Origin of the sequence: Acididesulfobacillus acetoxydans, from assembly GCF_902729405.1 — a bacterium.
Lineage (GTDB): Bacteria > Bacillota > Desulfitobacteriia > Desulfitobacteriales > Desulfitobacteriaceae > Acididesulfobacillus > Acididesulfobacillus acetoxydans.
Genome location: NZ_LR746496.1, coordinates 942,062 through 957,325, shown reverse-complemented (window position 1 = coordinate 957,325; position 15,264 = coordinate 942,062). Strand labels below are relative to the sequence as shown.

At 54.1% G+C, this 15,264-nt stretch carries 10 protein-coding genes; all 10 read right to left on the bottom strand.

Translation table 11 applies throughout. From position 1 onward, the window contains the following. Positions 1-4: 4 nt before the first annotated feature. The 10 genes from MNU25_RS04270 to MNU25_RS04225 all read right to left on the bottom strand — a co-directional run bounded on the left by MNU25_RS04270 (position 5) and on the right by MNU25_RS04225 (position 15,246). A complete protein-coding gene (locus tag MNU25_RS04270; RefSeq protein WP_240983928.1) occupies positions 5-1,219 on the bottom strand; it encodes an NADP-dependent isocitrate dehydrogenase in 1,215 nt (404 codons plus the stop codon). Positions 1,220-2,057: 838 nt separating this feature from the next. Then, positions 2,058-2,531, bottom strand: coding sequence for a ribonuclease H-like YkuK family protein (locus MNU25_RS04265; RefSeq protein ID WP_240983927.1), 474 nt, complete (start codon positions 2,529-2,531; stop codon positions 2,058-2,060). 709 nt (positions 2,532-3,240) lie between these two features. Beyond that, complete coding sequence (locus MNU25_RS04260; RefSeq protein ID WP_240983926.1) at positions 3,241-5,160, bottom strand: ABC transporter ATP-binding protein; 1,920 nt, start codon at positions 5,158-5,160, stop codon at positions 3,241-3,243. 262 nt (positions 5,161-5,422) lie between these two features. Then, complete coding sequence (locus MNU25_RS04255) at positions 5,423-5,851, bottom strand: MarR family winged helix-turn-helix transcriptional regulator (protein ID WP_240983925.1); 429 nt, start codon at positions 5,849-5,851, stop codon at positions 5,423-5,425. A 566-nt stretch (positions 5,852-6,417) separates the two neighbouring features. Further along, positions 6,418-7,980, bottom strand: coding sequence for a histidine ammonia-lyase (gene hutH / locus MNU25_RS04250; protein ID WP_240983924.1), 1,563 nt, complete (start codon positions 7,978-7,980; stop codon positions 6,418-6,420). A gap of 680 nt (positions 7,981-8,660) precedes the next feature. Beyond that, on the bottom strand, positions 8,661-9,122 hold the full coding sequence (gene hutP, locus MNU25_RS04245) for a hut operon transcriptional regulator HutP (RefSeq protein ID WP_240983923.1): 462 nt from the start codon (positions 9,120-9,122) through the stop codon (positions 8,661-8,663). Positions 9,123-9,237: 115 nt separating this feature from the next. Continuing rightward, complete coding sequence (gene hutI, locus MNU25_RS04240; RefSeq protein ID WP_240983922.1) at positions 9,238-10,485, bottom strand: imidazolonepropionase; 1,248 nt, start codon at positions 10,483-10,485, stop codon at positions 9,238-9,240. Positions 10,486-10,682: 197 nt separating this feature from the next. Beyond that, positions 10,683-11,579, bottom strand: coding sequence for a glutamate formimidoyltransferase (gene ftcD / locus MNU25_RS04235; RefSeq protein WP_240986721.1), 897 nt, complete (start codon positions 11,577-11,579; stop codon positions 10,683-10,685). A 176-nt stretch (positions 11,580-11,755) separates the two neighbouring features. Further along, the gene (locus tag MNU25_RS04230) at positions 11,756-13,789 is read right to left on the bottom strand and encodes a urocanate hydratase (protein WP_240986720.1); all 2,034 of its coding nucleotides are present in this window, start codon (positions 13,787-13,789) and stop codon (positions 11,756-11,758) included. Between the two features lie 287 nt (positions 13,790-14,076). Further along, positions 14,077-15,246, bottom strand: a complete 1,170-nt coding sequence (locus tag MNU25_RS04225) for a helix-turn-helix domain-containing protein (RefSeq protein WP_240983921.1) — start codon at positions 15,244-15,246, stop codon at positions 14,077-14,079. Positions 15,247-15,264: the final 18 nt, after the last annotated feature.

Below are 15,264 nucleotides of genomic sequence, written 5' to 3'. Positions count from 1 at the left end.
AGGTTCATTGCTGCAATTCTCTCTCGAGCTCGCGCTTCACCGCCCAGAGAAAACCCTCCGTATTGACAATTTTCTTCTGCGGCAGCTGTGAAATCTGAGCCAGATCCTTCGTCATAATCCCGGCTTCAATCGTCTTCAGGGCCGCTGTCTCCAACTTGCGGGCGAATTCCGCCAGATCCCTCAGTCCGTCCAACTCAGAGCGCTTCTTCAGAGCCCCCGTCCAGGCAAAAAGCGTAGCCATGGAATTTGTGGAGGTCTCTTCCCCTCTCAGATGACGGTAATAGTGCCTGGTGACAGTGCCATGGGCCGCCTCGAACTCATAACAGCCTTCCGGGGAGACCAGCACCGAAGTCATCATGGCCAGGCTGCCGAAAGCGGTGGCTACCATGTCTGACATAACATCGCCGTCATAGTTCTTACAGGCCCAGATGTAACCCCCTTCCGAGCGAATCACACGGGCCACGGCGTCATCAATCAACGTATAGAAATACTCAATCTGCGCTTCCCGGAACTTTTCCCGGTATTCTTTATCGTAGATTTCCTGGAAAATATCCTTGAAGGTATGATCATATTGCTTAGAAATCGTATCTTTGGCCGAAAACCAGAGGTCTTGTTTCAGGTCCAAGGCGTAATTGAAGCAGGAGCGAGCGAAACCGGCAATCGAACGGTCGAGATTATGCATCCCCATCACGACTCCTTTGCCCGGAAAATCAAAGACACTCTGACGCGTCTCCTCCCCTTCACGATTAGTGAAGACGAGTTCCGCCTTACCGGGTTCCTCCACCCGATATTCAACATTCCTGTAAATATCTCCATAGGCATGCCGGGCGATCGTGATTGGTTTTTTCCAGCTGGGTATGAGAGGCTGAATTCCCGCTGCGACAATGGGTGAGCGGAAAACCGTCCCGTCCAGAGCCGCCCGGATAGTCCCGTTAGGGCTCTTCCACATTTTTTTTAGGTTGTACTCCTCAACTCTCTGGGCATTAGGGGTGATCGTGGCACATTTAACGGCAACTCTGTATTTTCTCGTCGCGGCGGCCGCCTCCGCCGTAATCCTGTCTTCGGTCTCGTCCCTTTTCTTTAACCCGAGATCATAATACTCCGTCTGCAAATCAATATAGGGGTAAAGCAATATGTCCTTGATGGCTTGCCAGATAATCCGGGTCATTTCGTCTCCATCCATCTCGACCAAAGGGGTGCGCATTGCGATTTTGTTCATGTGCCGCCATTTTCCTCCTTATCCCTTGGGCTGGGTCCGGGCACTAAAAAACCTCTCCAGCCCACCTGTCAGCCTGAACATTACCGTAAACCAGCCGGGCTTGTCAAGATCCCCCGGCACAATAGGCCGGGCGGGGCCCCCGATCCATATCCAAACCGACTACATGTATTTGAACACACGTTTGAACGGCCGTTGCTGCTTAAACCCGCCGTTTATGTTTATTTCTGCGCAGACAGGGAAGATTCCTGCCCAAAAAGATTCCGCACCACCATTGAGTGATGCGGAATCTTCCCGCCATCTGCAACAACGCCTCCCGGAGAACGGAAATATCTGCCAATAGACTCAGTTATAAGGCAAACTGAAGAGAGCACGTCCCTGATCTACCTTGCACCAATACAAATGGTTTAATGCCCCGCCGTAATCTTGCGACCACGGCGAAACAGTTCGCCACCCGTACTGATGGTTCGTTCGACCATAACAGATATTTACCCAGCCATACCCAACCTCTCGGCTGAACATGACCGTTACAACACCCGCTATGATCTGCGCTCGACCCCATACGATAAGTTGGAACCTCATTGCAATCAATATGTAATACCGACCGCAATGAAACTTTTCCTAACCGTATGGAATCTTCCCTCCGACTGTATCAGCGGATGCACTCCTTGGATACAATCTTTGGCCGACCCTCGAATACTCTTTCGTCAAGTATTCGAAAATCTTGGCTCAATCAGTGCGTGCTCTCAGATGTATTTTGCGTAAAGAGCCGGCAATTATACATAAAAAGGTTGAATTTTTTTGCTGGCTAAGCTGTCTGGGTGTTTCCTCTTCGAAGACCTCACTTTGACAGCCTGTTAGCTACGCTCGAGGCTATATAGGCATCGGGCTTCACCACGCAGCGGAAGCCGCAGGCTTTGACCCAGCCGGTTATTTCCGGAATATAGTCCCGCGTCGGTCCGTTGAATCCGGCATCCACGTGGATGGCGATTTCGTTGCGAATATGATCCTGGGCAAATCTTTGCCGGAGTTTTTCAGCTAAATCCAGGCTCAGATTTGTCTCATAGAGAATCTTCTGGCGTATGTTACTAATCCTCTTGACCCTTTTGATTTCGGAAAAGAAGATTCCCCCTCTGCCCACATTGTTTTGCACCTTGTGAATTCCTATGATAATCGGGATCTTGGTGTAGCTGAAATTCTGACTGTCCGCTCCCACAGAAACGCGGTATTCACCCTTCTCGTCCGGAGCCAAGTAGGCCTTGATCAAAGCATAGGTCTCTTCGAAGCTGACCTCACCGTGCGTAATGCTAAACACTATTCCACACCCCCCACGTTAAGTCTATTCTCTCACATCTCGGGGCATTTCAAAACTCCTTTGGGACAAACGAAACCGGCAAAGTCGGCCCGTTGCGGTCGTAAGGACCACCCGGGCATGAATCCGGCTCTAGGACGGCAGCCCTGGGCTCAGCAAAGCCGAGTTACAACCCCTAAACCAGCGGCGGTGAACAACGGGCACTCGGGTTTTCATCCTTCGTTGGTACCGCCTTGCGGCCCCAAAAAAGAAAAGCGGCTTAAGAAATCTTAAGACGCTTACTGATCCCTGTCAAGACCGGCATTCTTACACCGGTTTCGGATCGAATCTCCACGCAACGCACAGACAGAGGTCGGTTCTCCGCGGAACGATTAGACCATGGCGGGCACTGCCGCCCCAACTTGCCCCAAATGGCGCCAACAATTTGCTCCTCTCGCTGGGTCATGACTTATCTCCTTCCGGACAAAACGGCTTTTTTCTACGGAAGATATTATACCATCCGAAAGTTAATAGAAAGTTAAATTCATGTAAATTCCAGTTAAAGAATCCAGAAACTTCTTTTTTACCTCCGTTTGCTCAAAGTGTTCACTCCCCTTGCGCGGTCCGGCGGCCGTCTCCCTGCACTGATGGTGCCACATCAGCGCCGGAAGAGCCTGCCCTTAAGGGAAGCAGTACTTAGCCCGTAGATCCATCCATCCATTCATCTATCCATCTATCTATCTATCTGCCCGCCCTTCCTGCCCTCTTTCGCTTCTTGTTCCGGCTCAGGGGTACTCTGCACACCGAATTGAACTTCGTAGAGTTCTTTGTATAAAGGACAGGTTTGCAACAATTCCTCATGCTTACCGGCCGCGACCACCCTACCCTCGTTTAAAACCACGATTTTGTCAGCCGACAGTACGGTGGACAAGCGATGGGCTATAACCAAGGCTGTGCGACCTTCCAAAAGAACCGCCAAGGCATCTTGGATCTTGCGTTCGACTACGGTATCGAGCGCACTTGTGGCTTCATCCAACAAAACGATGCGCGGTCCTTGCAGCAAAACCCGCGCAATCGCCAAGCGCTGCCGCTCTCCACCGGAAAGACGGTACCCCCGTTCACCCACCATGGTTTGATACCCTTGGGGTAAATCGGCGATCATATCGTGAATCTGGGCCGCCCGGCAGGCCTGCTCCATCTCCTCCAGTGTCGCGTTTTCCCGGGCCACCCGCAGGTTGTTGTAGACGGTATCGTGAAAAAAGAAAGGATCCTGCGGCACCAGCCCCATCTGCGCTCTTAACGACCGCAAAGAAAGTGTCTTGCAATCAACACCATCCAAAAGCAAACTGCCCCCCGTTGGGTCCGCGAAGCGAGGAATCAAGTTGAGCAGAGTCGTCTTGCCGGCTCCGCTCGGGCCCACCAGAGCCACCTTCTGGCCCGGTTCCAATGTCAAAGTAACCTCTTGCAGAGCCGGCCTGAGCTCTTCTTGACCGGTATAGTCCGGATAGGAATAGGAAACCCCCCGAAGCTCAATGCGCCCTCTAACGCCTTGCTCCTGAAGGATCACAGGACCGCTGCTTACTTCGGTCTCCAGATCCATGACGGAATAAATGCGCCGGAACAAAGCGATGGACGAGAGCACGTTCACGTGCACCTGGGCCAGCTGACTCAGAGGGCCATACAGTTTTGAAAGCAAAGTCGTGAAAGCGACAATGACCCCCAGCTCCATCTCATGGTGAATGACCAACCAGCCACCGTAGCCCCAGAGTAAGGCAGGCCCGATGGAGGAAAACATGCCCAGCCACATAAAAAGCCAGCGCCCGATCAGTCCTTGCCGGACCTGCAAGTCCCGCAATTTTACGTTGGCTGTGGCAAACTTCTTTTCCTCCGCTTCCTCCCGGTTAAACATCCGGATCAAAAGCGCCCCGCTTACCCCCAAAGTCTCACTCAGCTGCACGGTCATGGCCGAGAGCCATTCCTGAATCTCGGCCTGGAGCTTCTGCCTCACCCGGCCCACCCTTTGCGTAGGAATAACGAAGGCCGGCACGACGATCATGGCGAGCACCGACATGCGCCAGTTCATTTTAAACATCAGAGTTAAGGTGACCGCAATCATGAGCAAGTTGCTGACAAACCCTACTAAAGTCGTGGTGATCGCGTTCTGAATCGCCGTCACATCATTCATGACTCTGGAAACCAGATCTCCGCTTTGGGTGGAAGCAAAAAAGTTTACCGTCTGTTCTTGTAATTTGCGAAAGAGAGCCAGGCGGTAATCCGCCATGACATGCTGCGCGATCAAGTTGCTGAGCCAGTTCTGCCAGACACCCAGAAGTCCCGTAGCGATCGCGACCCCGACCAAGGTCAGTGTGAGCCAAATCAGCTCGGCAAGCCGCCCCTTAAGGATACCTTCATCGATGATTTTTTGTGTTAGCCAAGCGGGCGCCACATTGCCTATGGCGCTCACGAAAATCACCAGCATCACTAGGATCGCCGTGGGCCAATAGGGTACAAAGGCCTTGAGGACCCTCTTGATGATCTGCCAATCAAAATGTTCTTGGTTTGCCAGCTCCCGCAGGCGCCAGCGGCTGTTTCCACCCGAACCGCTCCCCCCGGAATTGGCCCCCAATCCCAAGCCGCGAAATTCCACGCCCATAGACCATCACCTTTCCTCTGGAGCCCGCCTGTACAAATAGCGGCGCTCCTGCTGGGGAAAAAAGTCCCTTCCCGCCCTATTTCTTCCGGCAAAAACCTACGCACCCACTGACACGCTTCCCTGCCTCCCTTCCGCCCAGCCGACTTTACGAACGTACGGCAACCTAACCGGAAAAGACGCCCCTTTCCCTTGCTTTCCGAACACTTCAACTTTCGACTTTCCGGGCAGCAGGCCTTGCTCTTATCAGCAAGTAATAATCGCCTTACCCTGCCAGTGAGGCTACCAGCCTCTCCAGAAGTTCCAGCAGCGCGTTTTGTTCATCGGGGGAAAACCGGCCCAGTCCTTCTTGAAGGCGAATCGCCCAAAGTGACTCCACCCGCTCAATAAATCCCTGCCCCTTCTCCGTCAAAGTGATGGACTTTATACGCGCATCCCGGGTGTCAGGAACGCGGCGTATAAGCTGCGATTTCTCCAGACGATCCGCCATTTGAGATATTGTACTGGGCCGCACTCCGAATTTGGCAGCCAGATTTCCCATCGTATTGGCTTCTTCCTTGTTCACCTGGCGCAACAGCATCCATTGTAAGCGGGTAATTCTTTCCTCTCCTTCCGTCAGCATCCCCTTGCGCAGATGCCGGTTGATGGCCCGCCAGCAGCTTAAAAACTGTTCCGTCACTCCGTCTTCGCTCATTGATAAAACCTCCCGCATTGTGGTTTACCTGACGTTGGCCCCCGAGTTTTGCCTTAACGCGTCGAAATCATAGCTTACAAACCTTATTTTAGTTAGTTAACTAAAGCTTTTCAAGACCAAATTACCGGGCTCCGCACAGATGACGACCGGTGCCGAGAAATATGGCTTGCCGAGCGGTTATAGAACGTGCGCGAGAAAACCTCGGAATTCGATTCCGGGGATGAGAGCGCCTTCCTCAAAAACTTCATGCACATGGTCAATATTTCAGGCCGGACCATGTTCACCTGTTCGTATCTGCACCACCCAAATACGCACCGCCAAGATTGTAAAAGCGTTTAAGGACTGGCCAGCTAGACGGGTACTCATGGCATTTCCCAATCTGGCATAAAAGACAGGCTGAGGAACGCTATGGGCACCGGGCTGCTACGTGGGGACAGCCGGGAACGTCCCGGCTGAGACTATCCGGCATTACATTGAAGAGTGCCTGTAAGCCCCGTAAACACGGAATCACGTCCCGGCAATGCCATAAGCAGGACCCGTCAGCCTGTTTTCAGCCTGTAGATCCCTTAAACCCTTCCGAGCTTTTGCGGTGCCTGGTGTTGCCCTTGCAGCAAGTCAACCGGCAACTGCGTCTCCCGCATAAAGGCGGCGAATTTCTCAAAGTCTGCGGAGAGAACTCGATCCTCGGCCACAAAAGACACCTGCTCCCTGCATCTGTCGTAAATCCAGCGCGTGCCTTCCCCCAAGGATTGCGCTCCGCGGAAGTCCGCGGCTTGTGCCGCTGCGAGCAACTCGATAGCCAAAACGTAATAAGCATTGCGGACGATTTCCCGGGCTTTGCGGGCCGCTATCGTCCCCATGCTGACATGGTCCTCCTGGTTGCCCGAGGACGGGATCGAATCGACGCTCGCGGGATGCGCCAACGATTTGTTCTCCGAAACCAAGGAGGCCGCCGCATATTGGGCAATCATAAAACCCGAGTTCATACCGCCGTGCTCCGTTAAAAAAGGCGGAAGCTTTTCATTCAATTGGGGATTGACGAGACGCTCCAGCCGGCGCTCGGAAATATCCGCCAGCTCGGCTGCACTGATCGACAGAAAATCCATGGCCAAAGCCATCGGTTGCCCATGAAAGTTCCCGCCGGAAATAACGCGATCCCGGTCGGCAAAAATCAAGGGATTGTCTGTGACTGAATTCATCTCCAGCCGCACTTTTTCGGCAATGTAGACCAGCGCGTCCCGGCTCGCCCCATGCACCTGGGGGACACACCGCAGGGAATACGCGTCCTGTACCCTCTCTTCCCCCTGGAACGTGAGCAATTGACTGCCCGCGGTCAACTTTTTCAGATGTTCTGCCACCGCCATTTGCCCCGGATGCGGACGCAAAGCATGGGTTTCGGGGTCCAAGGCATCCTTGATACCCCGTAAAGCCTCAAAGGTGAGGGCAGCGGCGCCATCCGCCCAGTCCGCCAGGTTGAGAGCATCCCAAATCGCCAGGGCCGCGATAGCCGTCATAACCTGTGTCCCATTGATCAGAGCCAGCCCCTCTTTGGCTTCCAGGACCACTGTGGCAATACCGGCCCTGCGCATCGCCTCCCCGCCCGGAAGGCGTTCGCCGCCGTAGAAGGCTTCTCCCTCCCCGACAACAACCAAGGCTAAATGGGCCAGGGGTGCCAAATCCCCACTGGCTCCCAGTGAACCTTTTTCCGGAATGACCGGCGTCACCCCGTGGTTCAGCATCGCAGCCAGCGTCTCCACAGTTTGCGGCCGAATCCCCGAGTACCCCAGAGACAGGGCATTGACGCGCAGCAGAATAATAGCCCGTACGATTTCATCAGCCAAGGGCTCTCCGACCCCGCAAGCATGACTGCGGATCAAATTCCACTGCAAAGTTTTGCTGTCCTCCCGTGAGATCAGAGTGTCGCTGAATTTGCCGAAGCCTGTTGTCAATCCGTAGACAACCCGGTTTTCCCGCAGGATCCTGTCCACATAATCCCGGCTTTTTTGCATGCTCTCCTTGGCAAGCTGGGACAACCTCACTTTGCTCCGGTAGCGGGCTACGGCGACCACATCTTCTAAAGTGAGTTTACCCTGGCCGATCGTTATGACCTTTTTAATGTGCGAACCCATTTATAACTACCTCCTCGACCTATCCTACCAATCCTTAACCTGTCACACTAATCCTTAACCTATCGTACCAATCCTTAACCCGTCATACGAATCCTTAACCCGTCATACGAATCCTTATGTTCTCTTCTTACCGGCCTCCCCGCCCTTACTAAAACGAAAAGGCTCATACCCAAATAGGTACAAGCCCCTAAATACTTCTAACTTTGGCTCATCGGTTTTTCCGGTGGAACCTTACAACCCGCAAGCAAATCCTTACGCTCTCCGGAACAGCGTTAAATCGTTAAACTTACCGGCTTGACCGGGAAACGCGGCAGCTATTCCCCCTCTGAATGGCCTGTGCTTCTCCGGGAATCTAACGACTTATAGCTAACCCGGCGCGCACGACACTTGAAGCCGCTCTCTTATTCATTATACACCCAAAAGAACCATTCGCAACTACGAAACACCAGATTATGATCAGCCCCAAAGTTTCGGACTCAGCCTGAACCCTATCGCCAGAGCTTGACAGCCAGTCTATCCTCATCGACCAAAAGTGCCGGCTCTTTTCCGTTGTGTAAAAGCATCCCCTTGCGTGACCGATCTTCAGCATACCATTTTGTGGGCCGCGGAAAAACGATCGACTGAATCTCCCCATGACTAAAGCCTGGCTAAAGCGAGGAGCATGCGGCTAAGCCTCTTGGTTACACATGGTTGATGCCGAATCCCAGCACCTCATGTTCAAAGCCTTTGCGGGGCGCCCCAATCGTACCATAAAGGCATACAGCGATCCAGTCCCCTGGCTCTGCCCCTTGCGGGAACATCGGCCCCCGAACCACCGCGAATGTGAGGCCAACGGTGCGTAGGATCTCACCAAACTGCATGGTTCCCCTGCCCACACCCTGAATGGCCTCGATGATGGCGTGGTACAGGGCATGGACTTCCCTGTACTGTTCTTCGTCGATGAGCCGGTTGCGCTTAGCTGCCGTCTCCACGGCTGCCACGACTTTCATCAAATCCATTGCCCCGACCCGGCCCAAAGTGTAACGATAGCCTCCGCCTGCCAGCTGCTCCTCCACTGTTTTCTGCCAATCGTGACCTTGCAGCAGGGGAAGAAGCAGTGCCAATTTACTGAGGGAAAACGGGGCCGCATTTTGGTTCGCCATAGAAACCTCCATCCCGCCGGCATCGCGGCAGCGCAAAAGCAGTGAACTCATTTAGCTAAAGGTGAACATCACGATAGTGTCCTGCGGCCACTGTCGCCGAACCGCTGAAACAGCGTCAGACAATTCGACCCCGCTTGATCACGGTTTCCACAGGATTGCTGCCAAAATGATATGGTAGGTAATTGAGATTGGGAACATCCAGGATGAGGATATCCGCTCTCTTTCCCACCTCCAGGCTGCCGACCAGCGCGGCGCAGCCCAGGGCGTGGGCGGCGTTGATCGTCGCCGCGGTTAACGCCTCTTCCGGCGAGAGTTTGAGATAGAGACAGGCCAGAGTCAAGACGAAAGGCATGGATTCCGTCGGTGAGGAACCCGGGTTGGAATCCGTAGCCAGGGCTAAGGGCACCCCCGCTGCCAGCATGGTTTTCGCCCTGGCATATACATTTTGCGCCAAGTTGAAAGAGGTTGCCGGCAGAAGCACCGCGATGACATTTTCTGCGGCCAGAGCCCGGATACCTGCGTCTGAGGCCCGAAGCAGGTGTTCGGCACTGACCGCTCCCACCCGAGCCGCCAATTCCGCGCCTCCCGAACTCTCCAGCTCGTCGGCATGGAGCTTCAGCTTTAAGCCCACTTCCCTGGCCTTACGTAATATCTTGGCGCTGCTCTCAGGACTGAACACGCCTTTTTCGCAAAAGACGTCGCAATACTCGGCCAAACTTTCCCGCGCCACCTGTGGGAGCATTTCCTCTGCGATGAGAGTTGTATATTCTTCTTCGCTCCAGCCCGGCGGAACAGCGTGAGCACCCATAAAGGTGGGAACGAGATCCTGCACTCCCTCCTCATCCAGTTCCCTGATCAGGTGCAGAGCCCTCAACTCCTCTGCCACAGTGAGGCCGTAACCGCTCTTGATCTCCAAGGTAGTCGTCCCTTGGCTGAGCATTCTTGCCAGCCTTTTGCGGGTTTGCGCCTTGATCTCCTCATCCGTGGCCTGGGTCGTACTGCGAACCGTAGCTAGGATACCCCCACCCTGTTTGAGAATGTCCAGATAGGAGACGCCCGCTAATTTCATGGCCAGTTCATTTTCACGCGAGCCGGCATAGAGCACATGTGTATGTGGATCGACAAATCCCGGCAACACGAGCTTCCCGCCGGCATTGATCTCTCTCGTCTCTCTGCCCAACCAACCGGCCGCTCGGACCTCAGCACCGGTCCCCACCGCCACTATGCTGTCCCCGCGGACAGCCAAGGCCCCATCCTTAATCAGGCCGACTGAGGACATTGCTTGCCCCCGCGCGGGCTGCGCGCTGTGTCCGGCCAGGGTCACCACCGTGCCGGAATGAATCAACAAATCCGCCTGAACCACGACTTCACCCCCAGTCTTCCCGGTAAAATCCCAAACAGGCCGGCTTGAGGATTTGCCAAAGTCCCCAAGCCACAGAAATCAAGAACAACTGTAACCTCCGCTTACCTAGGCATGCCTTAAATACGATTTTGAATACGTAAATCCCAGCCGGGGAAGCAGTGACATAACCCAACCCGTAAATCGTAAAAGCCAAAATATTAAAACCCGAAGACCCGTTTCTCCAAAACCTGTTCTGCGGAGAATTCCTTCAAGTTCAAATAGTAAGCCGCTGTCTCGAGCAGTGCTTCCAGGGGCACCAGCCCGACGATTTCGCTCCCGACCACCGGGACCCCGTAATGGGCCGCCTCCGCTTTAATGAACTCCATAGCCCGGTAAAGCGGGGTACCCTGAGTGTCCACCATATTCATGGACACTTGCACCTGTCCTCTCTCCGCCAGGTTTACCCCCAAGGCTTTAATGTATACAAAACCGCCGGAACTTCCCCGGATAGCTTTGGCAATCGCCTTGGCTACCCCCAGGTCTGATGTACCGAGGTTGACGTTAAAAGCCACCAGGGGGGGCCGGGCCCCGATGACGACAGCCCCGGCTGTACCCAGAACACTGGGGCCATAGTCCGGCTTGCGCTCCTCCGTCTTGATGCTTTCTTTGAGCCCCTCATATTCTCCCCGACGGACTTCTGCCAGATTTCGCCGTTCGGGACGGGTTGCGGCCCGTTCGTAGAGATAAACCGGAAGTTTCAGTTCCCGGCCGACCCGTTCACCTAGGCTTCGAGCCATGTCTACACATTCTTCCATACTCACGTCCCGGACCGGAACGAACGGGACGACATCCGTTGCCCCCAGGCGCGGGTGCGCACCCCGGTGCTCCTCCAGATTGATAAGCTGCGCGGCCTTCCCGATCAAGCGCCAGGCCGCCTCCAAGACTCCCTCCGGTTCGCCGGTAAAAGTGACGACCGTCCGGTTATGGTCTGCGTTGCCGGAGTAATCGAGCAAGACTACCCCGGGGACTTTCCTAACCTCGGCAATCACTTCCTCGACCACCTCAGGTCGCCGTCCTTCACTAATGTTGGGAATACATTCAACGATTTTTGCCACGATGCCCACGCGCCGCCTTTCCCAGTACGTATAACCCCGACTGTGATCCGCCCCGGAATATTTTGAATGCACATCAAGTGCTCTCCGTCCGCATCCTACCTATTCCCATCTTAATTCGAATTCACATCCTGATTCGTATCCTGCCCGCCCGTCCTGAATTCCTGCCCGCCAATTCCCTACCGTTGCGGGAACCTCTTACGAACCAGATCCTCAAGGAACTCGGGTTTGACCAAATACGGCAGGGTAATCTGGCCCCAACCTTGGTACTGACGGTTAAATTCCACACCCGTACTGATCGAATGCTCATTGCGTGCCCAGGCGCGGCGGGCCACTCCACCCATAACATCCCAGAGGAGGGCCGAACGAATAACCCGGTCTACCCGTTCACTCCCGTCCAGAACCAAGCCGAACCCTCCGTTTATGGCCTTACCGATACCAACCCCGCCCCCGTTGTGCAAGGAAACCAGACTCATCCCCCTAGCCGCGTTACCGGCAAAACATTGGGTTGCCATATCGGCCATGACATTGCTGCCGTCCTTGATATTGGCCGTCTCGCGGAAAGGAGAATCCGTACCGCTGACATCATGGTGATCCCGCCCGAGCATGACCGGCCCGATCTCGCCTGTGCGCACCATTTCGTTAAATTTAAGGGCAATTTTCATCCTGCCCTCTGCGTCCTGATAAAGGATGCGGGCCTGTGTTCCTACGACCAGCCGATTGCGATCCGCGTCCCGAATCCAAATATAGTTGTCCCTATCCTGACCGCGCCGCTTGACATCGATGCACTCCATGGCCGCTCGGTCAGTCTTCAGCAAATCCTCATGCCGCCCGCTCAAACAGACCCAGCGGAACGGCCCGTAACCATAGTCGAACAACTCCGGTCCCATGATGTCTTCCACATAGGAAGGGAAAATAAAGCCGTCCTTTTCATCCACCCCATTGCGGGAAATTTCCTTCACTCCGGCGTCGAAAACCGCCTTGAGAAAGGAGTTGCCATAATCAAAGAAATACGTCCCGCGTTCGACCAATGCCTTGATGAGTTCGAAGTGCCGGCGCAGGCTTTTGTCCACAAGTTGACGGAACTTCTCCCGGTCAGTCGCCAGCAGCCGGGTGCGTTCCTCAAACGATACCCCCTGAGGGCAATACCCGCCGTCGTAGGCCACGTGGCAAGAAGTCTGATCCGAGAGAAGATCCACTCTGCGCCGGTGTTGAACGGCGTACTCCAGGAGATCGACGATATTGCCGTGGTAGGCGATAGAAAAAGCTTCCTCTTTGGCTAAGTATTCATCGGCAACCTGAAACACCTCGTCTAAATCCCGGGAAATCCGTCTGACCCAACCCTGTTCGTAACGGGTCTTGATCCGCGATTCATCCACTTCGGCCATGATCCCGACCGCTCCCGCGATTTCCGCGGCTTTGGGCTGGGCTCCGCTCATCCCGCCCAAGCCGGAGGAAACAAAGAGGCGCCCCCGCAGGTCTCCGTCCGGCGCAACGCCTAATTTCATTCTCCCGGCGTTAAGAATCGTATTAAAAGTTCCGTGCACAATCCCCTGGGGACCGATGTACATCCAACCGCCGGCCGTCATCTGACCGTAGTTGGCAACTCCCATCTGCTCGGCAATCTCCCAGTCATGTTGGTTATCAAACATGCCGACCATAAGGGCATTGGTGATGATAACCCGGGGGGCTTCCGGACGAGAAGGAAACAGCCCCAGCGGATGTCCCGACTCAACCACCAGCGTCGTTTCATTCGTCAGTTCTTCAAGGTATTTTTTGATCAGCCGGTACTGGAGCCAATTCTGACAGACGCTGCCCGTCTCGCCGTAGGTCACCAGTTCGTAAGGATAGAGCGCCACCTCAAAATCCAGGTTGTTCTCGATCATGACCTGAAAAGCCTTGCCTTCGAGACATTTTCCCTGATATTCCTGCACAGGCTTTCCGTATATCCGTCCGGCCGGGCGAAAACGATAAGCGTAAATACGACCCCGGGTGTAAAGTTCCTGCAAAAACTCAGGCGCCAACTGTTCATGGAATTTTTCCGGCACATAACGCAAGGCGTTCCGCAGTGCTGTCTTCGTTTGATTCGGCGTCAGGGCGAAACCCCGGTCCGGTGCCCGCCGAATCCCTGCCACAAATTCCGGCAGCTCCGGCAGATTTTCAAATTCCAGCTTGATGGTCATTGCTTGAGCGATTTCATCGTTTTTTGACATACCCATAAAGCAAAACCTCCTCATCTCTAAATAGATCATCCTCTGGATGAGCTCCGTAACAGAATCACACTTGGCCCATTTGTTACCACTGATTCCGCACTTCTCTGTCAAGCCGACATTAGCGTCAGTCTGATGGCGACTTCACCGTATTCGTCTTATGGGTTAAGTAGACCTAATGTGACACTTCGAGCATCAACATCTTTTATCCTCTGAACTATCTTGTCGTACCCGCATAATCTTGCCAAAAAAATACCCCCGCGAGGTGAGCAAACCTTGCTGGGGTAACGCTAATATTTAGCGCGATATTCACTTGGGGCCATGCCAAAGTGCCGTTTGAATACCCGGCTGAAGTAGTTCGGATCGCTGTAGCCGACGGTGCCAGCCACCTGGCTGACCGGCTGATTTGTCTTCTCCAGGAGTTCTTTGCCCTTCGCCATGCGCAAGGCGGTGAGGAACTCCATTACCGTTTGCCCCGTCGACTGTTTGAAAAGCCGGCTAAAGTAACAAGGGCTGAGGAATTGTCGTTTGGCTATGTCGGACAACGTGAGGTCTTCGCCCAAGTGGTTTTCCAAAAACTCTTTGGCGCGGGTTATCATCCTAGCTTCCAGGCTTCGGTCGTGATTCCTAAGAACCAAAACCTTTTCACCGGCACTGGCAATCATCTCGTGCAAGTCGGAGACCTCCTTGGCAAGACGAAGTTTCGTTATCCATTCCAAGAAATAAGGAAACAATTCCTCCAGAGTCCGCCCGCTCTCCAGTGAAGCGATTGAGACCACCGACAGCAGTTCGAAGATAACCGTCTTGGCACCGCTGAGGTTAGCGTTGTCTAGCCGGTCACTCAGCATCTCTTTGATCTTCTGGATTACCAGAGCTGTCTCCCGCCTGTCGTTTTTCTGAATGGCCCGTTTTAGGGCCAATTTCTCCGTTTCAAGCAGGGGTTCATCATCACCCTCTGACATGGCGTCAAAAAAGCCTATATCCTGACCGCCAACGATCCTAACCCGCTCCGCTGTCTGCCTAGCCTCATGAAACGACATTCCCAGCTGGCGGGCATCGGGGTACACCCGCCCGACTCCTACAACGAACTTCAAGGCGAGAAGGTTTTCTATCCTCCGCTTCAGCTCAGGTAGCGGTGAACTATCGTCTCCTGGTCCCCAGTCATGGTTGTTAAAGAGAACGGCCAGCGCCCGGTCAGAGATGAAACAATGTATGGCATTGTTGTCTAAAACTGAATCAAAGGTTTTTTTCAGCTCTCGGCGCCACGACACTTTCCATAACTCACTGCGGTCACGAAAAAGCGTTTCGGCACCGGAAACCTCCCATACGGTTACAATACTGGGCGGATATTGTAAACCCGCTCTCCTAACCATTTCCCAAAGTTCCCGCACGCTTGCTTCCAAACCGAAAGTGAGATTGTAGGCCAATTCCTGTCTCATACGACCGAGAAAACTATCCATCGTTGATCCCCCTCTGAC

What these genes read in the sequence shown, in the direction of transcription:
- MNU25_RS04270 (WP_240983928.1), bottom strand. Translation starts at nt 1,219, where the DNA reads ATGAACAAAATCGCAATGCGCACCCCTTTGGTCGAGATGGATGGAGAC.
- MNU25_RS04230 (WP_240986720.1), bottom strand. Translation starts at nt 13,789, where the DNA reads ATGTCAAAAAACGATGAAATCGCTCAAGCAATGACCATCAAGCTGGAA.
- hutH (WP_240983924.1), bottom strand. Translation starts at nt 7,980, where the DNA reads ATGGGTTCGCACATTAAAAAGGTCATAACGATCGGCCAGGGTAAACTC.
- MNU25_RS04225 (WP_240983921.1), bottom strand. Translation starts at nt 15,246, where the DNA reads ATGGATAGTTTTCTCGGTCGTATGAGACAGGAATTGGCCTACAATCTC.
- hutP (WP_240983923.1), bottom strand. Translation starts at nt 9,122, where the DNA reads ATGGCGAACCAAAATGCGGCCCCGTTTTCCCTCAGTAAATTGGCACTG.
- MNU25_RS04260 (WP_240983926.1), bottom strand. Translation starts at nt 5,160, where the DNA reads ATGGGCGTGGAATTTCGCGGCTTGGGATTGGGGGCCAATTCCGGGGGG.
- MNU25_RS04255 (WP_240983925.1), bottom strand. Translation starts at nt 5,851, where the DNA reads ATGAGCGAAGACGGAGTGACGGAACAGTTTTTAAGCTGCTGGCGGGCC.